Origin of the sequence: Pseudoxanthomonas daejeonensis, from assembly GCF_022637495.1 — a bacterium.
Taxonomy (GTDB): domain Bacteria; phylum Pseudomonadota; class Gammaproteobacteria; order Xanthomonadales; family Xanthomonadaceae; genus Pseudoxanthomonas; species Pseudoxanthomonas daejeonensis.
Map to the genome: position 1 here is coordinate 1,880,403 of NZ_CP093331.1, position 18,863 is coordinate 1,899,265.

At 69.6% G+C, this 18,863-nt stretch carries 19 protein-coding genes; 9 read left to right on the forward strand and 10 right to left on the reverse strand.

Annotated features, from left to right (window positions below; all coding sequences use genetic code 11):
* Positions 1-2: 2 nt before the first annotated feature.
* Positions 3-281, reverse strand: coding sequence for a hypothetical protein (locus MNQ95_RS08395; RefSeq protein WP_238390314.1), 279 nt, complete (start codon positions 279-281; stop codon positions 3-5).
* 215 nt (positions 282-496) lie between these two features.
* Here MNQ95_RS08395 and MNQ95_RS08400 point away from each other — a divergent pair, with 215 nt between their 5' ends.
* From MNQ95_RS08400 to MNQ95_RS08415, 4 genes are all read left to right on the forward strand, one after another.
* Positions 497-1,993 carry a SulP family inorganic anion transporter gene (locus tag MNQ95_RS08400; RefSeq protein ID WP_241952578.1) on the forward strand — a complete coding sequence of 499 codons (1,497 nt, stop codon included), beginning with the start codon at positions 497-499 and terminating at the stop codon, positions 1,991-1,993.
* Between the two features lie 192 nt (positions 1,994-2,185).
* Positions 2,186-4,273, forward strand: a complete 2,088-nt coding sequence (locus MNQ95_RS08405) for a toll/interleukin-1 receptor domain-containing protein (protein WP_241952579.1) — start codon at positions 2,186-2,188, stop codon at positions 4,271-4,273.
* A 2-nt stretch (positions 4,274-4,275) separates the two neighbouring features.
* Positions 4,276-4,758 carry a hypothetical protein gene (locus MNQ95_RS08410; RefSeq protein WP_241952580.1) on the forward strand — a complete coding sequence of 161 codons (483 nt, stop codon included), beginning with the start codon at positions 4,276-4,278 and terminating at the stop codon, positions 4,756-4,758.
* Positions 4,759-5,176: 418 nt separating this feature from the next.
* Complete coding sequence (locus MNQ95_RS08415) at positions 5,177-6,115, forward strand: hypothetical protein (RefSeq protein ID WP_241952581.1); 939 nt, start codon at positions 5,177-5,179, stop codon at positions 6,113-6,115.
* Between the two features lie 73 nt (positions 6,116-6,188).
* Here MNQ95_RS08415 and MNQ95_RS08420 read toward each other — a convergent pair whose 3' ends face one another.
* A complete protein-coding gene (locus MNQ95_RS08420) occupies positions 6,189-6,860 on the reverse strand; it encodes a Fe2+-dependent dioxygenase (RefSeq protein ID WP_162409931.1) in 672 nt (223 codons plus the stop codon).
* Between the two features lie 187 nt (positions 6,861-7,047).
* Here MNQ95_RS08420 and MNQ95_RS08425 point away from each other — a divergent pair, with 187 nt between their 5' ends.
* A complete protein-coding gene (locus tag MNQ95_RS08425) occupies positions 7,048-7,452 on the forward strand; it encodes a hypothetical protein (RefSeq protein WP_241952582.1) in 405 nt (134 codons plus the stop codon).
* Positions 7,453-7,796: 344 nt separating this feature from the next.
* On the opposite strand, the gene xth is transcribed toward MNQ95_RS08425, so the two are convergent.
* From xth to MNQ95_RS08440, 3 genes are all read right to left on the reverse strand, one after another.
* Entirely contained in the window at positions 7,797-8,591 is a 795-nt protein-coding gene (gene xth / locus MNQ95_RS08430) for an exodeoxyribonuclease III (RefSeq protein ID WP_241952583.1), read from the reverse strand.
* A 20-nt stretch (positions 8,592-8,611) separates the two neighbouring features.
* Positions 8,612-8,827, reverse strand: coding sequence for a hypothetical protein (locus MNQ95_RS08435; RefSeq protein ID WP_241952584.1), 216 nt, complete (start codon positions 8,825-8,827; stop codon positions 8,612-8,614).
* 183 nt (positions 8,828-9,010) lie between these two features.
* Positions 9,011-9,364: a hypothetical protein gene (locus tag MNQ95_RS08440; protein WP_162409927.1), complete on the reverse strand. Its 354-nt coding sequence runs from the start codon at positions 9,362-9,364 to the stop codon at positions 9,011-9,013.
* Positions 9,365-9,744: 380 nt separating this feature from the next.
* Here MNQ95_RS08440 and MNQ95_RS08445 point away from each other — a divergent pair, with 380 nt between their 5' ends.
* Complete coding sequence (locus MNQ95_RS08445; RefSeq protein WP_241952585.1) at positions 9,745-11,121, forward strand: peptide MFS transporter; 1,377 nt, start codon at positions 9,745-9,747, stop codon at positions 11,119-11,121.
* A 295-nt stretch (positions 11,122-11,416) separates the two neighbouring features.
* Here the strand turns inward: MNQ95_RS08445 and MNQ95_RS08450 are convergent, their stop codons facing one another.
* The 4 genes from MNQ95_RS08450 to MNQ95_RS08465 form a co-directional block, all read right to left on the reverse strand.
* A complete protein-coding gene (locus tag MNQ95_RS08450; protein WP_241952586.1) occupies positions 11,417-11,824 on the reverse strand; it encodes an ExbD/TolR family protein in 408 nt (135 codons plus the stop codon).
* A 122-nt stretch (positions 11,825-11,946) separates the two neighbouring features.
* Complete coding sequence (locus tag MNQ95_RS08455; protein ID WP_241952587.1) at positions 11,947-12,819, reverse strand: hypothetical protein; 873 nt, start codon at positions 12,817-12,819, stop codon at positions 11,947-11,949.
* Complete coding sequence (locus MNQ95_RS08460; protein WP_241952588.1) at positions 12,819-13,811, reverse strand: hypothetical protein; 993 nt, start codon at positions 13,809-13,811, stop codon at positions 12,819-12,821. Before MNQ95_RS08460 ends, MNQ95_RS08455 begins: the two co-directional genes overlap by 1 nt.
* A 200-nt stretch (positions 13,812-14,011) precedes the next feature.
* Complete coding sequence (locus MNQ95_RS08465) at positions 14,012-14,656, reverse strand: YkvA family protein (RefSeq protein WP_241952589.1); 645 nt, start codon at positions 14,654-14,656, stop codon at positions 14,012-14,014.
* 153 nt (positions 14,657-14,809) lie between these two features.
* Between MNQ95_RS08465 and MNQ95_RS08470 the strand changes: the two genes are divergently transcribed.
* From MNQ95_RS08470 to MNQ95_RS08480, 3 genes are read left to right on the forward strand one after another with little or no spacing between them, the layout of a single operon-like run.
* Positions 14,810-17,050, forward strand: coding sequence for a tetratricopeptide repeat protein (locus tag MNQ95_RS08470; protein WP_241952590.1), 2,241 nt, complete (start codon positions 14,810-14,812; stop codon positions 17,048-17,050).
* Between the two features lies 1 nt (position 17,051).
* On the forward strand, positions 17,052-17,267 hold the full coding sequence (locus MNQ95_RS08475; RefSeq protein ID WP_162409921.1) for a hypothetical protein: 216 nt from the start codon (positions 17,052-17,054) through the stop codon (positions 17,265-17,267).
* Positions 17,268-17,315: 48 nt separating this feature from the next.
* Positions 17,316-17,540 carry a hypothetical protein gene (locus tag MNQ95_RS08480; RefSeq protein ID WP_162409920.1) on the forward strand — a complete coding sequence of 75 codons (225 nt, stop codon included), beginning with the start codon at positions 17,316-17,318 and terminating at the stop codon, positions 17,538-17,540.
* A 52-nt stretch (positions 17,541-17,592) separates the two neighbouring features.
* Here MNQ95_RS08480 and MNQ95_RS08485 read toward each other — a convergent pair whose 3' ends face one another.
* Positions 17,593-18,747 carry a threonine aldolase family protein gene (locus MNQ95_RS08485; protein ID WP_241952591.1) on the reverse strand — a complete coding sequence of 385 codons (1,155 nt, stop codon included), beginning with the start codon at positions 18,745-18,747 and terminating at the stop codon, positions 17,593-17,595.
* Positions 18,748-18,863 lie beyond the last annotated feature (116 nt).

Consider the following 18,863-nt stretch of genomic DNA (forward strand, 5'->3'; position numbering starts at 1 on the left):
CCTCAGCGGACGTACGGCTCCACCCGCGGGTCGCGCGGGTCGCGCGGATCGGTGGCGACCACCACTTGCGTGGGGCTGGCCGCAATCCGCGCGGCCAGTTCGTTGCCGCGGCGCTGCTCGGTGATCAGCTCGCGCAACAGCGGCTTGATCCCGAACAGCGCGAACGGCACCAGGATCCACAGCACGGTGAGGATCAGGCCGAAGATCGCGCCGACCAGCATGAGCATGTCCATGCCGGTGGTGCCGGTGGTCGTGGCGGTGGCGGTGGCGATGGCAAGCATGCGGGGACTCCGTGGCGTGGGGAGCCCGCAGCCTGCGCCGGCCGGCGTCGCGGTGGCGCGAATTGGGGCGCCACCGGCCAGTTTCCGCCTGTGCGAGGCATGTGGCGGAAGTGGGTCCGCCGCGCGCCGCGATGCCGCACCTCCCTCCCCTATAATCCGCGCCCCGATCCTTCCGCCGCCGCCCGCATGGGCGCGGCCACGCCGTGGGTGCCGCGATGTCCTTCCTCCGATCCGAACTGGCGCAGTGGCGCGCCCATCCGCTGCGCGAGCTGCTGGCCGGCGCGGTGGCCACCTTCGCCCTGATCCCGGAGGTCATCGCGTTCTCCTTCGTCGCCGGCGTCGATCCGCAGGTGGGGCTGTTCGCTTCCTTCGTGCTGAGCGTGGTGATCGCGGTGTTCGGCGGGCGTCCGGCGATGATCACCGCCGCCGCCGGTTCGGTTGCGCTGGTCGCCGCGCCGCTGGTGTCGCAGCACGGCCTGCCGTACCTGTTCGCCGCCGGCGTGCTGGCCGGCGTGGTGCAGCTGCTGTTCGGCGCGTTGCGACTGGGCGTGCTGATGCGTTTCGTCAGCAGTTCGGTGCGCACCGGCTTCGTCAATGCGCTGGCAATCCTGATCTTCGCCGCGCAGCTGCCGCACCTGCACGGCGCCAACGCGGCGACCTGGGCGATGCTGGCGCTGGGCCTGGCGGTGATCTATGGCGTGCCGAGGCTGCCGTTGCCCGGTGCGAAGGTCATTCCCTCGCCGCTGATCTGCATCGCCGTACTCAGCATCCTGTCGGTGGCAATGGGCCTGCCGCTGAAGACCGTCGCCGACCTCGGCCAGCTGCCCGGCGCGCTGCCGCAGTGGCTGGGCCTGCCGGACGTGCCGTGGTCGTGGCAGACGCTTCAGATCATCGCCATGCCGGCGCTGGCCATCGCCATGGTCGGCCTGCTTGAGTCGCTGATGACCGCGCGCGTGGTCGATGAACTCACCGACACGCCGAGCCCGAAGAACCGCGAGGCGGCCGGCCTGGGCGTGGCCAACGTCGCCGCCAGCCTGTTCGGCGGCATTGCCGGTTGCGGCATGATCGGCCAGACGGTCAGCAACGTGAAGTACGGCGGCCGCGGGCGCTTGTCGACGCTGTTCGCCGGCGTGTTCCTGCTGGTGCTGATGGTCCTGCTCAAGCCGTGGGTGGCGCAGGTTCCGGTGGTTGCGCTGGTGGCGATCATGGTGATGGTCAGCGTCGAGACCTTCGACTGGCGCAGCTTCGGCGCGCTTGCGCGGCATCCGCGCCTGTCCGGCGCGGTGATGCTGGCGACCGTGGCGGTGACCCTCGCCACCCACAACCTCGCCGCCGGCGTGGCGGTGGGCGTGCTGCTCAGCGGCGTGTTCTTCACGATGAAGGTCTCGCGCCTGCTGCATGTCGAGCACAGCGACGCGGCCGATGGCCTGCGCACTTACCGGGTGAGCGGCCAGGTGTTCTTCGCCTCGGCCGATGCATTCATCGATGCGTTCGATCCGCGCGGCCTGCCCGGGCGCGAAGTGGAGATCGCGCTGGAAGGCGCGCGCCTGTGGGACATCACCGCGGTGGCCGCGCTGGACAAGGTGGTGACGCGCTTCCGCCACCACGGCATCCGCGTGCGCGTGCACGGCATGGACCCGCACAGCCGCACCCTTATGCGCCGCGTCCGCCGCGAAGGCGAGTGGGCGGACTACGGGGTGGAAGGGGCGTAGTCGGTGTAGTTGCGCCGCAGCATCAAGGGGCGCATTGGCCGGCCCGGGGCGTGTGCCGGCTGCAGTACCCGGGTTCCCGCGTGACATCTGGCCGCTGGGCCGCGCCCACGGCGTTACCGAAGCAGGCGCCAGGGGAAACGGCCGACCCGTTCCGGGCAGGCCCGCGCCTCCGTGAGGTCCGAGGAAACCTGCATGCCAGCGCATGGGTCGGGGTACCGCGCCTTCATCAGCTACAGCCATGCCGATGCGGCGGTGGCGCGGTGGCTGCACCGGGCGCTGGAGACCTACCGCATCCCGTCGCGGCTGGTCGGCCGCACGACCGGCCTGGGCGAGGTGCCCGCGCGGCTGACGCCGATCTTCCGCGATCGCGACGAACTGTCGGCTTCAGGCGATCTCACCGGCTCCCTGCGCCAGGCGCTGGAGGCGTCGATGTTCCTGCTGGTGGTCGCATCGCCGGCGGCGGCGCGCTCGCGCTGGGTGGACGAGGAGGTGCGCCACTTCAAGCAGCTCCACGGCGAAGGCCGGGTGCTGGCGCTGATTGCAAGCGGCCATCCCGGCGCGGATGACGGGTCCGAGTGCTACCCGCCGTCGCTGCGCCTGCGCCTGGCCGCCGATGGCAGTGTCGGCAACGAACCGGCCGAGCCGCTCGCGGTGGACCTGCGCCCGGGCGGCGACGGCAAGCGCATGGCCAAGCTCAAGCTGGTCGCCGGCCTCACCGGCCTGCCGCTGGATGCGCTGGTGCAGCGCGAGGCGGCGCGTCGCCATCGCCGGATCACGGCGGTGGCGACGGTCGCGGTCGTGCTGGCCATGAGCATGTCGGTGCTCGCCCTGATGGCCGTGCGCGGCCAGGCCGAAGCCGAACGCCAGCGCGCCGAGGCCGACGGCCTGGTCGAATTCATGCTCACCGACCTGCGCTCCCGGCTTGAACCGGTGGGTCGACTGGAGATCTTCGACGCGGTCGGCCAGCGCGCGCTTACCTACTACGGCCGGCAGGACATCGATGCGCTCGATGCCGACGCGCTCGGCCGCCGCTCGCGGGCACTGCACCTGGTGGGCGAGGTGCGCGAACTGCGCGGCAACAGCGAAGAAGCGCTCGAAGCGTTCGTCCAGGCCGAGCGCACCACCGCCGAGCTGCTCGCGCGCTCGCCGGACGACGCGCAGCGGATCTTCGACCACGCCCAGAGCGTGTACTGGGTCGCCTACATCCCTTGGCAACGCAACGAGCTGGAGCAGGCCGAGCGCGGCTTCCGCGAGTACGACCGGCTGGCCGCGCAGCTGGTCGCGCTGGATCCGCATCGCCCGGAGTGGCTCAACGAACGCGCCAGTTCGCAGACCAACCTGGGTGCGCTGATGCAGCGGATGGGTCGCCACCCCGAAGCCGCCGACCACTTCCAGCAGGCGCTGGTGCTGTCGCGCGAGCTGGCCGCGGCGGCGCCAGGGGACCGCGAGCTGCAGTGGGCGCTCGCCCAGGCGCACGCCTGGCTGGGCGACGCGCTGTTGCAGTCCTGGCTGTTCGGCGACGCCGCCCTGCAGCGGCAACAGGAACTGCATGTCTACGAGACGATGCTGGTCGCCGACCCGCGCGATGCCAAGGCACGCGAGGGCAAATCCGTGGCGCTGGCGATGATCGCCGAGTCGCAGCTGATGGAAGGCCGACTGCAGCAGGCCCACGATTCGGCCCGGGCCAGCCACGAGACCATCGTGGCGCTGGCCGGCGAGGATCCCGAGAACCAGCTCTGGCGCGAGATGGTCGCGTCCATCACCAACAAGCGCGTGGAAGCGCTGATGCTCGATGGCCGCTGGCAGGAAGCCGGAGAGCTCAACCGGCAGGCGCTTGCGCTCGCCGCCGCGCTGGTGGACACCGACCCGTCGGTGGCCAGCTGGCGCACGGACGTGCTGATGGGCGCGCGCTGGATGGAAGTGGCCATCGCCTTCGCCCAGCAGGGCCCGGCGGCCGGTCGTGCGGGCATCACCCGCTTCCAGCGCGATTTCGCCGCTGACCGCGATCCCGGCGACGCCGGCCTGCGCATGCCCTGGGTCGCGGTGCTGGCGATGGACGTGGTCGACCAGGCGCAGGCAGGCCAGGTCGAGGCTGCGCGCGGGCAGCTGCTCGCGTTGCAGGCGCAGCTGCCATCCGCGCCGCAGCCGCGCACCCAGGCGGTGCTGCTTCACCTGCGCGGCGCGATGGCGCCGCATCTTCCGGCCGACGACGCTCCCGCGCCGGCCATGCGCACTGGCTACGACCCGGGAGTCATCCTGCAAGCCGCCAAAGGAACATGACCATGCCCGTGAACCGGACAGTGAACGTCTCCGTCGTCTTCAACTGCGTGCAGCACGGCGCAAGCGACTTCGGTGGTTCCGCCACCTACAGCCAGACCGGCTCCACGCCCGCCAACCTGGGGACCGTGGTCGACAGCCAGGGCAACATCGACATGCAGCAGGCCGCCGCCTACGACCCGTCGCGGTACAACGACAGCGTGGACTTCGTGTTCACCCTGGCGCCGCAGTCCACCGGCTACGTCACCCCGGTGACATGGGCGACCCGCCACGGCGTCGGCGCCACCATCATCGTGCCGCAGGGCGGCAGCGCCAGCGAGTTCGTGGTCCAGCAGTCGCCGGCCACGCCGCAGCAGCTGACCATCATCGACAACGACGACGACAGCAACACCTACAACTACAAGCCCGCGATCGAGCTGCCCACGCACAACAACTACTACATCAGCCTGGATCCGCGGATCGTCAACAAGCCCAGCTCCACCAACTAGCAGCCAGCCCGGCGACGGCACGCGGTCGCGTGCCGTCGCACCGGGCACCAGGGATTTCAAGCCTTCTTCCGCGGATCGAAGCGGCACTTCGCCACCCGGACAACCGCCGCGGGGCCGGCGCGGGCGCTTCGCCATCGCTGGGCTCAATGGATGTCGTAGTGCGCGGTGGATGCGCGCGTCAGCGACGCAGCTGCGCAATTTCCGGACCCGTGTGTGCATCGGCGAACTGCGCGCAGACTTTGGCGCCTTGCGGTTCCGTGGCGCATGTCCCGGTCTGAAGTCTTCACCGTTGCCGGCGCGCACTGTAGTATCGCGGCGCGCCGCCCGCAGGGGTGTCGGATTCACGAAGGCCTTGGCCCGGAGTCGCGACGGGCGCACCCACTTCTCCAGCATCCTGTTCGTCATGGGAGTCACGCGCATGCCCGTTCGTCCGATCCTCGCCCTGCTGGGTGCATTGCTCTGCGCACCGGCGGCAGCTGACGAGGTCCTTGCCCCGGTGGAGCGTCCTGCGCGCATCCGCCTGTTCGGCCAGAACGGCGTCTCGTTGACCATGTACACCAATGCGCGCTGCGAGAAGGAGTACGACGAGGAGATTTCGGCCTCAGGCTCGCTTTCGCACGGCTTCAAGACCCTGTTCGGCAAGAAGCAGGAAAACAGCACGATCGGCATCCCCGAGACCGAGGCCACCCGGAACCTGGCGATGCGCGACAAGCTGATGGCCAATCCGTACTACCTGGAATTTCCGCTGGTGCCGGGCCAGCCCGTCCTGCTGCAGGCCCAGGTCGCCAGCGCATCGGGTTGGCGCTGCGCGCGCGATGTACGCGCCGCCTTCGTTCCCGAACCCGGCGCGGACTACGAGGGCGAGATGATCCGCGACTTCGACAACGGCATCTGCGCGGTGTCCATCCGGCGCGTCGCCACCGATGGGCCGCCGGGGCCCATCGCTCTTTCCTCCGTGCCGCGCACCTGCGACGCAGGGGCGGTCGAGGCGGAGCCGCTGATGGTGATGCTGTTCGAGCCGGAAATCGTGCGGTACCGGCTCGCCGAGGCCGGTGCCGGCATCGATGAGCTCTACGATGCCGATGACAAGGGCAGCATCGAAGACTTCGAAGAGGTGATGGCCGAGGCCCCGCTTCCGGCCGGCATGGCGCTGTGCATCGTCACGGCGGACGCGGCCAGGGCGAGTCCGCTCGCTCGCCGGCTCCCGGCCCTGCTGGACGCGCGCGGCGCGCAGGTCAAGCTGATCGAGGCCAGTGCCGACGCGCTGCAGGAGCAGTGGCAGCTCACCGGCGAGCAGCCACTGACCTTCCCGCTGGTGGAGTACTACTGCCGCTCCGCGGCCGGCTCCCGCCAGTAGGCAACGGGCCGGCCACTACGATCCGGGCGCAGGCATGGGCCCGGACTTCCGGTTTTTGCAGGCGCCGATCCCGTTACGGCTCGGCGTTGCGCCGCAGCAGGTTGGAGTAGGACTTGGTGATCAGTTCCACCGCGCGTGCCGTGCCTTCCTGCCCGGCGAGCAGTTCGCGCGCCTCGGACAGGTCGTGCAGCAGTTCGCGGATGGCGGGCTCGCGCACCAGGCTCTGGATCCAGCCGACCACCGCGAGCCGCTCTCCCTTTTCGACCGGTCGCACGCGGTGCAGCTGCCCGGTGGGATAGCAGATCGCCGAGCGCGCGGGGAGCTTGAACGCGGCCTCGCCGCTGCCGGTGTCGAAGGCGAGTTCGCCGCCTTCGTAGGTGTCGGGCTCGTTGAGGAACAGGGTGAAGGACACGTCGCTGCGGACGTGGTTGGGCTCGCCCATGATCGGCGCGTCCACGTGGGATCCGTAGGCCATGCCCGGCTCGTAGCGGCTGACCAGGATAGTCGCCAGCCGCCTCGGCTGGGCCAGGCTCATGAACGGGTCGCATCGGCCCAGCGCCTGCATCACGATGTTGGTGATGTCCTTCATCACCGGGTGGTTGCCGGGGATCTGCTGGTTGTTCTTGGCCTTGTGCAGCAGCTCGCCCGCCGTGGCCTTGCCATCGGTGAACGGGACCGTGGCGACCTTCTGCTTGATCAGCGCAAGCTCGTCGGGCGTGATCAGGTCGGTAAGCGTGAGAATCATCGTTCGGGTCCCCAGTGCGCGCGGCCAGCGTCGGTTGGCCCGGTGCCTAGTGTAGGCGGTGGCATCAGGGAAGACGGGCCTGTCGAACGGGCGGCTGGCCTGGACGGCCATGGCGGACCCGGTTCCAGATCCCGGATCGGGGACCACGCTACAGTCAACGCCCAAGCAACGGCTTCCGACGATGACGATGCCAGTACCCCTTCTGTTCTCGCTGCGCGTGTTCCTGTGCCTGGTCATGGCCGCCAGCGTGGCCCTGGCGATCCGCATGGCCCGTCCGTGGGGCGACAACTACGCGTACCAGGAATTCTCCGGCTATGTGGGCCTGGGCATGTTCATGCTGTGGGCGATCCTGCCGCTGGCCGCGCTCGCGTGGGCTGCCCGCTGGTTCCGGCACGCGCGGATCGCTTCGTGGGTATATGCGATCGGCGCATGCGGCATCGCGTTGTTCGGCCTCTACGTCTATGTCGACGCCGCCCTGATCCATATAGACCCCCAGGGCGGACTGGTCTTCATGTTCGTGCCGCTGGTGCAGTGGGGCGCGGCGTTGGCCCTGGCGGCGGTCTGCGCGGTGGTGCGGCGCGTGGCCCGCTGAGCTTCGGTGGCGCGCATGCCGCCGTGGCGGTCAAGGCGGGGCGGGGACAGGCGGCTCACCGTCGGCTACGAGGCGTATCGCGGGCGTTGCCGCCGGCGGATGACGGCTTTCACACGGGAAATCGACGGCGCCTTTACACACGCGGCCGGACGCTATCGATCCCCGGCACAGTGCCGGGCGAGGAGCCGAGAAGATGAGCAGCCAGAACCAGCAGCAGCGCCAGCAGGAGCGGGAGCGGGAGCGCGACCAGGCGGGTGGACCCGGCGAAGAAGAAGAGGAGTAGCCGATTCCCCAGCCATGCCACAGGGCCCCCGCAATGGGGGCCTTGTCGTTGATGCCGTCGCTCAGTCGGCGGCGACCTCGATCCACGTCGGGGCGTGGTCGCTGGCCTTGTCCTGGAGCCGCACCCATCGGTCCACCCCTGCCGCTTGCAGGCGCGGGGCGAGCACGGGATTGAGCAGCAGGTGATCGATGCGCAGGCCGCGGTCGCGCTCGGCGTGCTGCCGGAAGTAGTCCCAGAACGTGTAGATCCGCTGGTCGCCATGGACCTGGCGCAGGCTGTCGGTCCAACCCTGTGCCAGCAGCCGCTCGAAGGCCTCCCGCACCTGCGGCTGCATCAGCGCATCCTTGCGCCAGGCTTTCGGGTCGTAGACGTCCTCGTCGGTCGGGATGACGTTGAAATCGCCCGCGATCACCACCGGGTGGGGCTGCTCGACCAGGGTCCGCGCGTGCCTGGCCAGGCGCGCCATCCATTCGAGCTTGTAGTCGAACTTGGGCCCCGGTTGCGGGTTGCCGTTGGGCAGGTAGATCCCGGCGACGAGGATGCCGTGGACGGCGGCTTCGATGTAGCGGCTCTGTTCGTCGCTGTCGTCGCCGGGCAGGCCGCGGCGGCTCTCGACCGGAACACTGTCCCGCCCCAGCAGGGCGACGCCGTTCCAGGAGCGCTGGCCCTGCCAGATCGCGCCGTAGCCGGCTTCTTCCAGGGCGGCGACCGGGAACACCTCGTCGATCGCCTTGAGCTCCTGCAGCGCGACCACGTCCGGACGTTCCCGGGCCAGCCATTCGAGCAGGTGCGGCAGGCGCGTGCCGATGCCGTTGACGTTGTAGGTGGCCAGCTTCAACCGCTTCTTGCGCGCCATGTCGGGGCTCGTCGAGGCAGTCAGTTGTCGCCGAAGCCGCGGCTCGACTGCGCCATACGCTGCGAGCCCATTTCCTGATCAACGTCGGCCAGCAGCGGATCACCGTGCGGCGGCGCGGTGTCGCCGGCATCGTGCAGGCCGAGGGTGGGTGATGGCCGGGTCGCGCGCCGGCTCTGCCAGGCCCGGTAAGCCAGCCAGCCGGCCACGCCCAGCACGGCGGTCTTGAGGATGTTCATGGCGCATCTCCGCAATGGATGGGCAACAAGACTGGCTCCGGTGCGGTGATCTGCGCGTGACCCGGCGATCAGCGTGTCGTGCACGCCGCGGCGGCAGTGCGTTTAGCGAGACAGCGATGCAGCGGTGCGGATGGATGCCGGCGGTTGCAGCAGCGATCGCGCCGGGCACGATGGCGAAGGACGCTACCTGATGTTGCGCACGATCGCGTTCGCGGTCTCGCTGCTGGCTTTCAGGATATTGGACAGGGTGCTCATCATCTTCGAGATCCGGTCCATGGCCATCTGCAGGCGCAGGCTTTCCATCTCGCCCATCCCGGACAGCGAATCCAGTGCCTGGCGGGCCTCGTCCTGCAGCGCGCGTGCTGCATCCAGTTCCAGCGCCAGGGCGCTCGCGCTTTCGGCGACCCTGGGGATCTGCAGCCTGTCCAGGCCCTTGGCCAGGTCCAGCACGCCGCCCTTGAGCAGGGCCGCGTCGCCCTTGAACTCGATCCGCGCCGATCCCAGCCGGACTTTTAGGAATGCCTCGTTGTTGTCCATCGTGCCCTCCGCTGCTCGACGACTCTGGCGTAGTGCCATGCCTTCTGCACATCGAACGGCATGCGAGGAGTCGATCGGTCAGGAAAAGCATGTCGGGATGCGAGGCGGAGCGGCGTCGAAGTACGCATGCCACCGATGCGTTCGTCGGCACGGGTGCTTTCGTGCCGGGCACGACGCGCTCCGCCTCTGGGTGAGGCAGCCGTCGATGCAGGGTGCGAGCCGACGCCAAGAAACAGACCGCATGCGCAAACAAGCGGTCCGGCCGGTCGGCAGGCGGCAATTGCCCGCCAGGACGGTCGACCGTGATCCCGCCGGGGCACGCAAACGGGTGACCCCCGGCGGGGGCAGACTGCGGGCGTCGCTTTCTGCTAGAAGGCGCAATGGATCCTGCGCCCGCGTCCCGCGACGACAACAGCTTCTTCGGCCACCCCAAGGGCCTGGCCTACCTCGCCTTCACCGAGGCCTGGGAGCGCTTCTCGTTCTACGGCATGTCCGGCCTGTTGCTGCTGTACATGATCCAGCACCTGTTCACCCCGGAAATCATGGGTGGCGTGCTCGGCCTGGGGCAGTTCCGCGCGGCGGTGGAGTGGGTGACCGGTCCGCTTTCCGACCAGGCCTTCGCCGCACAGATCTACGGGCTCTACTCGGGCCTGGTGTATTTCACCCCGGTGTTCGGCGGCCTGCTGGCCGACCGCCTGCTGGGCCAGCGCCGCACGGTGTTGCTCGGTGCGGCGATGATGTCGCTGGGCCACCTGCTGATGGCGTCCGAAGCCGCGTTCCTGGCGGCCCTGGTGCTGCTGGTCATCGGCAGTGGCCTGCTCAAGGGCAACATTTCGGTGCAGGTCGGCCAGATGTATGGGCCTCACGAAGAAGGACGGCGCACGCGCGCGTTCGTGATCTTTTCGGCGGGCATCAACGCCGGCGGACTGCTGGGACCGGCGGTGTGCGCGGTGCTGGCGCAGTACTGGGGCTGGCACGTGGGTTTTGCCGCCGCCGGCGTGATGATGCTGGTGGCGATGGGCATCTACATGGCCGGCCGGAGGCACCTGCCGCCCGACGTGGCCCGGGTGCGCGATGCCGCCACCGCGCCACTGACGGCGCACGAATGGAAGGTCATCGCAGGCCTGCTGCTGGTCAGCCTGGTCGCGGTGCTGCCGGCGGCGGTCTACAACCAGGAATTCATCGCCGGAATCCTGCTGATCGAGGAATCGGTCGATCGCGGCCTGTTCGGCTGGACGGTGCCGACCAGCGCGTTCAATTCCTTCGACGGCCTGTTCTGCATCCTGCTGGTGCCGCCCCTGCTGATGCTGTGGCGCTGGCAGGCCACGCGCGGGCGCGAACCGGGCGAGCTGGGCAAGATCACCATCGGTTACCTGATCACCGCCGTGGCCCAATTGGTCATGCTGCTGCCGGCCAGCCGGGTCGATGCCGGGCAGCAGATCCACATGCTGTGGCCGCTGCTGCTGTTCGCACTCAACGCGCTGGGTTTCCTCTACTACTGGCCCACGGTGCTGGCCCTGTTCTCGCGCGTCGCACCGGCCGCGGTCACCTCGACCATGATGGGCATGCTGTTCTTCTCCACCTTCCTGGGCAACGTGCTCAGCGGCGCGTTCACCGCCTGGTGGGAAACGATGAGCCACGCGCGCTTCTTCTGGCTGCACGCGCTGCTGGCGCTGGGACCGTTCGTGCTGGCGCTGCTGACACTGCGCCCGCTGCAGCGCCTGTTCGCGGCGCCCGGGTCGCCGCGCAGCGGTTGAATCCCGGAATCGCGGAGGATGCCGGCCGCACGGATCCCGCCGGCCGCTGGCGCAGGACTCCTGCGTCGTACCGTCATCGGTGATGGCCGGTGGCCGCGGGTCCGCCGACCTCGTCGATCGGGTCGGTCGCGCTGGCGGCTGCCGGTGTCAGGGCGTGCGGCGCGAGCCGCTGTTTCCCGACTGGACCCGGCAGCGGGCCGGCGTCGCGCGACACCGGCTTGTCGAGGTATTGCCGGGCAGTCGCGTTGCGGCGCAGTGGACCGCCCGCAGCCCGCGGGCGGCCACGTCCCTTCCGCTAGCGCACGAATGCGATCCGCTGCATGCCGGTCGCTTCGGCCGTCGCCAGGATCTTCGCCAGGGCGTCGTACTCGGCACTCTCGTCGGTCGCGATGCGCAGTTCAGGCAGGTTGCCGGCGTGCGCCCAGGCCTGCGCCTGCATCCGGCCCTCCAGTTCGCCGGCGGCGAGCGGCGCACCGTTCCAGGTCAGCTGGTTGGCCGCATCCAGGCGCAGCTCGATCGGCGGTGGCGGGTCCGGCCTTTCGGCCGGCCTGTCGAACGGTTGCGGCAATTGCACGCTGATCGGCCGTGCCACGATCGGTGCGGTCACGATGAAGATGATCAGCAGCACCAACATCACATCCACGAGCGGCGTGACGTTGATATCGGCCAGTGGTCCGGATCTCCCTGCGGTACTGAACGCCATGGCTCGCTCCCAGCAGCGGGGCCGGTCGCCCCGTGACCGACATTACGCCGGCCGACGGGTTGTGGCGGTTGCCGGCCGTCGGCATTCAGGATCCGTTCCTGTCTGCGGATGCCGCGCCGGCATCAACCGCCGCCGCCCACCTGGAACAGGTTGCCGCGATAGTTGCCTTGGAAGCGGCCGACCGGTTTGCCGCTGCGCTGGCGGACCTCCCCGTCAAGCCGCTCGAAGCCACCTTCGCCACGCTTGTAGGCGTACACCCGGCCCATGTCGATGATGCGTGCGTCGCCGGCGCCATGGACCTGCGAAGGGTGGTAACCACCGTGCAGGACCGCGGCCACCTTCGCGCCCGGTTCCGGCTTGATGATCCAGTTCACCGGCTCGTAGGAGGTGAGTACCAGGATCACAGGCTTGCCGCGCCTGACCAGCACCTGCACGGTGCCGGGTTCGCGGACGCTGCTGCCGGCGCCGTGCACGGCACCTTCGCCTTCGTAGACGCCGACCGTTTCGATGATGGCGGTCCTGGCCAGCGCCGCGAGGTCGTGGTCGGCACCCGTGGCCGGGGCCCTGGTCGCGCCGTCGCTGTCGCGACCGGCCTGGGCCAGGAAGGCGGCGCGTAATGCGGCCAGCTGCGCCGCATCGTCCGTACTGGCAGGCTCCGGTTCGACCACCGGCAGCTGGCGCAGATAGGCGTCGGCGTCCACCGGCGCCTGCGCCGGCGCCAGGCCATCGAGCAGGACCAGCTTGAAGTCGTCCAGCAGCGCATTGCGCCCGATGGAGGGGATGTAGGTCACGGTCGAGGAGAGACGCTTGCCGATCCGTGCCGGTGCCAGCGTATGCCGGCTGATCGAGTACAGCAGCGCCTGGTGCTCGACGCCGTTGGCGATACGGTGATGACCGAACAGATAGGCGATGTCGGGGTCGGGCGTGGGGACCGTGATGGCCAGCATCAGCGGCGCGAGCTCGGGCTTGCGGATGCGCAGGGTGCGCAGGTCCATCAGGACCGGGCCGTTCTGCTGGCCCAGGTGCGGTCGGCGGTAAGGTTGCCGCGCGGCCATTGGCCGATGGCCTGCCCCGGCTCGATCTCCTGGGCCAGGCGGGCGGTCCAGCCGCGGGCGTCCTGGTGCAGGTCGATGGCGGCATGCCGGTTGAAGCCGAGCAGCGCGTAGCGGCCGGGCACCGGCATCGGCGAGACGGCCGTAATCCGGTGGAGCGGCGTGGGAATATCGCTTTCCAGGCCGTTGAGCAGGTCGACGAACACCGGTCGGCGCGTGACCTCGGGCACGTACAGTGCGCCGGCCTGGCCGAGCCAGAAAAGGCGCTGATCGCTTGCATGCTCCAGGCGCAGCAGCGGCTTGCCGCGTGCCAGGTCGAGCACGACGGTGGCTTGGCCCTGGTTGAGGCTGAGCAGTCGGCCGTTGTCGGAGATGTCGACGACGAAGCTGCGCTCGCCGCGGGGAATCTGCCGCAAGCGCTCGCCGCTGCCGAGGTCGAACAGTTCGTGTCCCGTCGCGGTATGGAGCACGGCGATGCCGGCCTCGCGCGGGAAACTGCCTTCGGAAATGCGTTCGCCCGCGACCAGCCATGGCGCCGGTTGCGCAGGCACGGGGCGCAAGGGCGGGGCGGCCAGCAGCAGGCCCGCGTGGCGCAAGCCGATCCACTGCGCCAGCGCACGGTCGGCCTTCTCGAAGCAGGCCGCATCGGTCAGCTGGGCGCGGACTTCTTCCTCGCTCTGGAGCCACGACGGCGAATAACCATGCGCGCATTCCAGCGCACGCATCTTCAGGCGGCTGTGCAGTTCGGAATCGATGCGGGCGGCGTCGAAGGCCTGCAGCCGTGCCTGTTCGTCGAAGGCCTGCCTGGCCTCGAGCACTTCGGCAGCCGGGGGGAGCGCTGCATTGATCCGTTCTTCCGGTGCGGCGAACCGCTGGCACCCCATCGTGCTGGCCAACAGGCACCCCAGTACCACCCACCGCGTCCTGCCTGGCATGCCGTCTTCCCTGTCGTCACGATCGGCGAAGCGTAGCGGAAATGGATCACGGCATGCCGGCGCCATCGATCTTGTCGTTCAAGACCGCGTCGCCCCGCGGGCGGACCGCCGCCAGCGCTTCGCCGGGTGATGCGAGGCCACAAGAAGATGCCGCCCACGAGGGGCGGCATGCTTCTACTTCGCACGATGCCTGCGCAGGATCAGTGGACCCGGAACATCGCAGACGGGGCCGGCACGTAGCTGGATTCGCGCACGCGGCGGCGGTGGGCGATCAGGGCGGCTTCGGCCTGGCGTGCGACCTGCCACGCCTGGCGGTCGAACGGCAGTGCGTCGGGGCTGCAGCCGCGCAGGCTGGCTTCCAGTGCGCGCAGGCGGCGGAAGTCCTCATAGCAGGCCGCCTCGTGGTGCAGCGTCGGCCACGCCGCGTCGATCACGATGGCATCGTCCAGCCGGCCGATCCGCGGCATCCAGTCCGGGATCAGGTCGTGGACGTCGTTGGCATAGTCGACCACCAGCCGCGCGCAGTCGGCGACGTCGTTGGCGGCCTCCCAGGCCGGGTCGCCAGCCATGGCCACGACCGATTCGATCCACGCAATACGTTGGGCGATACATTCGGGTGCCGCTTCATCCGCGGCCGCCGACAGCTGTCGCGCGGCGGTCGCCAGCTGGTCCATGCCCAGGGGCGCCTTGTCCCGGCCCAGCCGGGCCAGCAGGTGGTTGAAGCGTTCCAGGTCGACCGAAGCCAGGTGGTAGTCGCCGATGTTCTTGCGGCGGCGCAGCAGATTGAAGGACAGGGGGGTGTCCAGGACGGCGGGCAGCGGCTGGACCAGGGACCGGTTCGTCATCACAGCGTTCATCGTTCGTCTCCAGGGGGTGGGTAGGCGCGGCATTGCCGGCGCCGGGCCAGCATCCCGGGGCTGCGCATGCAGGTCATGAGGCAGGTGCGACTGTTCCATGCGTGTTTGCTGAATTCATGAGGCAATCATGAGGAATTGGCGATGAAGCCCGGCAACGACCCGAATGCCCCCGGCGACGGCGGCGGCAACGGGCGCTACCGCTTCGACGGCATCGTCGTGGACGCGGCCGCGCACACGCTGGTACGCGACGGACGTGAACAGGCGCTGGAGCCGAAGGCCTTCGCGGTGCTGCTGGCGTTGCTGCAGCGGCCGGGCGACTTGCTGGGCCGGGACGCGCTGCTGGACCAGGTCTGGGGCCACCGCCATGTCACCCCCGGAGTCCTGACCCGGGCCATCGCCCAGCTGCGCGCTGCGCTGGACGACGACTCGCAGCATCCGCGCTACATCCAGACCCAGCACGCGCTGGGGTACCGCTTCGTGGGCGTGCTGGAAACGCAGGCATCCGTCCCGGCGGCAGCGACCGAGGCCGACGCAACGGGTTCCCTGGCGGCTGCCGTGGCGTCGGCAGCGGAGGTGACGGCACCTCCGATCCCGGCAGTGGCACACAGCGTCGATGCGATCGTGGAGCCGCCAGCTGCGCATGCAGACGCAGCCCATGCCCCCGCGCGCATGTCGTGGGTGGCCGTGCTGGTGGCGGTGGGCGTCCTGGGCGGCGCTTCGTGGTGGTGGCGGGACCGCGGCCAGAGCGCGGCACCGCTCGAGGCCTCGATCGCCGTGCTGCCGTTCACCACGCTCAGCGAGGCGCGCGAGGACCGCTTCTTCGCCGAAGGCCTGTCGGTGGAGATGCTCAACGCGCTGGCCGGCGTGCGCGGAGTGAAGGTCGCGGCATGGCGACCGCCGGAGGCGATCGACCGCGGCCAGGACATCAAGGCGCTGGGCCGCCTGCTGGGCGTGGCCTCGGTGCTGGACGCGAGCGTCCGTCGCGACGGGCGGCGATTGCGCATCAACGCGAGGCTGTCCGACACGCGCACCGGCTACACGCTCTGGTCGCGCAACTACGACGGTGACGCGGACACCATCTTCGACACGCAGACCGACATCGCCAACGCGGTGGCGGGCGCGCTGGTCGAAATGCTCCCGGAGGAGCGCGAAAGCCTGCAGCGCCGGCTGGCGCCGACCCGCAACGCGGCCGCATTCGACGCCTACCTGTTCGGCCTGAAACAGATGATCCACCCGCAGGGCGAAGACGCGCGCAAGGATGCCGCCGAGCAGTTCCGCAAGGCGCTGGCAGCCGACGCGGGCTTCGCCAAGGCGCAGGCCGGGCTGTGCCGCACCGAAGCCTGGAATTTCGAATCCAACCGCGACGTCGACGCGTTCGAAAGCGCACGACTGGCCTGCCTGCGCGCCTCGAACATGGATCGCACGATGGGCGAAGTGAGCCTGGCCATGGGCGACCTGTACCGCGTTCAGGGCGACGCGGCGCAGGCGCTGAAGTATTACGACGCGATCGTCGACGATCCGGCGATGCGCTGGCAGGCGCTGGTGGGGCGCGCGCAGGTGCGCGTGGACCAGGGGCGCGAAGAGGACGCGATGCGCGACTTCCGCCAGGCGCTGCTGGCCAGCCCCGGCAACGCGCAGGTGCATGCCGAACTTGGCTACCAGCAGTTCCGGCTTGGTCATTACCCCGAAGCGATCGCCTCGTACCGCACCGCCCTGTCGCTGCGCCCGGACGATGCCTGGTACTGGAGCATCTATGGCGGGCTGCTGCTGACCGCCGGCGACAACGAGGCCGCCGAGGTCGCGTTGCGGCGTTCCTTGGCGCTGGAGCCCAACGAGCCTTCGCTGAGCAACCTGGGCACGCTGCGCTACCAGAAGGGCGACTACGCCGGCGCCGCCGAGCTCTACCGCCGCGCGATCGAACTCAATCCGACCGACTTCTTCTACGTGGGCTTCCTCGCCGATGCACTCGAGGCCGACCCGCGCACCGCTGCACAGGCGCCTGCGACCTACGCGCAGGCCGCGGCACTGGCGCAGCGTTTCGTCGATGCCAAGGGCGACGACGCCAAGGCACTTGCCGCGCTGGGCTGGTACCGCGCGCAACTCGGCGAGCGCGACAGCGCATTGCGCCTCGCGCAACAGGCGCAGGCGCTGGGTCACGAACCCGGCGACGTCGCCATGTTCAACGCGCAGGCGCTGGCCGTGCTCGGCGAGCTGGACCAGGCCCGCGTCGCATTGCAGGCCGCGCGCAAGGCCGGCATCCCCGCATCGCGCATCGATACCCAGGCCGCTCTCCGGCGGACGGGCCTGGCCACGCCGCCGGGGGCCGCAGCGCCGACCCCGCCGGATCCAGCCACACCCGAGGCGCCCCCAAGAGGAACGTGAAATGACCATGACCAGAGAGCAGACCTTCAGCGTGGCGATCGCCGAGGGGGTCTTCGTCGACGTCAGCATCCAGCTCAAGGCCAGTGCCCCGGTGGTGCCCAAGCCGCGTCCAAATCCAAGGCGCCTGGCGGAACTGGTGCTGGATATCGGCGATCCCTCCAGTGAGGCGGCCCCGGTGCAGGCGAACTTCAAGATCGACCTCAAGTACCAGCCCTGATCCAGGGAAACGGCGACCTTCCGGTGGGGAAAAAGCAGGAGCGGCAGCATGGCCACACGAGTGCAGAAGAAGCGACTCTCGATCGAACTCGGCGACGGCATCGTCATCGACGTCGATATCAAGCCGGTGCTCAGCGGGACGGTCGTGCCCAAGCCGCCGCCGAGGAAGGTCGCGCGGGTGGTGGTCAACATGGACGACCACGGCGACTGGAAATCGATGGCGCTGGGCCTTGAGATCGAGGTCTCGGTGGCCCACCGCAAGGTCAAGGGCTGACCGTCCCGGATGCCGACCACCGGCACGTGACCGCGCCGGTGGTCGGGCCGTGTCAGCCCGCGAGCGCTCCGGTGAACCGGCGCGCAAGCTCGGCCGGATCCATGCGCAGCAGGGTCGGATTGACCTGGATCGCGAACTCGCCCGTCTCCGGGTGCGGCCGCGACAGGATGATGTCGTGCGCGCGCAGCCGCTCGGGCAGCGCCTGCGCCGATGCGTCGGCGACGGTCAGGAAGAAGCGACTGGTGCCGTCGGCGAGCTTGCGCGCCTTGAAGCGCCCGTCGGCCTGCAGGTGGCCGATCAGCGCATCGGCTGCGCGCCAGGCCTGCGCGTAGTCGGCCTGGAAGCGCAGGGCATAAGCCTCCACCGGCGCCACCAGCGGCCATGCTCCCGGCAGCGCACCGCCGAACATGCGGCGCTCGTGGTACAGGCCATCGACGAACCCGGCGCTGCCGGCCAGGATCGCGCCACTGGCGCCGTTGAAGTGCTTCCACAGCGAGACGTAGACCGTGTCGAACAGGGCGGTGTACTCGGCCAGCGAACGACCGGAGTGGTGCGGCAGGGTGAACAGGCGCGCGCCATCCAGGTGCAGGCGGATGCCCTGCTCGCGCGCGTAGCGGCTGATCCGTTCGATCTCGGCGAAGTCGGCCATGGCATGGTCGCGGCGGCGCACCGGCGTCTCGATGGAAATGACGCCGACCGCGTTGCGCACGCGGCCACCGCGCGAGCGTTCCACCCATTGCTGCACATCGTCCAGCCGCAGCGTGGCCTGGCCCTCGCCGAGCGGGACCAGGTTGAGTCCGCCCAGGTTCGAGGCGCCATCGCCACTGTCGTTGTAGAGGTGGCTCTCGGCCTGCACCAGCACGCGGCAGTCTTCGCCGGCGAGCCTGCGAACGGCGATGTGGTTGGCAAGCGTGCCGGTGGCAACGAACATCGCCGCCGGCTTGCCCAGCAGGCGTGCGAACGTTCCCTCCAGGCGTTCGATGGCGCCGCCCCGCGAATAATTGTCCGCATCCAGTCCGCCGTCGACGGCTTCCTGCAACCGGATCGCGTACTCGCGCGGATCCAGCGCCAGTCCATCGGACACGAGGTCGATGCGCTGGAACGGCGCGTCCTTCCGGCCTGCGGCCCCGGCCGCGAGGGATGCGCCGGGCAGCAGCGAGGCGGCCATCGCCACGCCCCCCGTGCCCAGGAACGTACGTCGGTCCAAGATCGATCCCCTTCGAATGGTGGGTCGATGCTGTCGTCGCGCGCGCTCCGCTGTCAAACGCAGCCGCATCGGGCGTGCATGGCCGACAATGGCGACTCCCGTACCGGAAGCCCGCG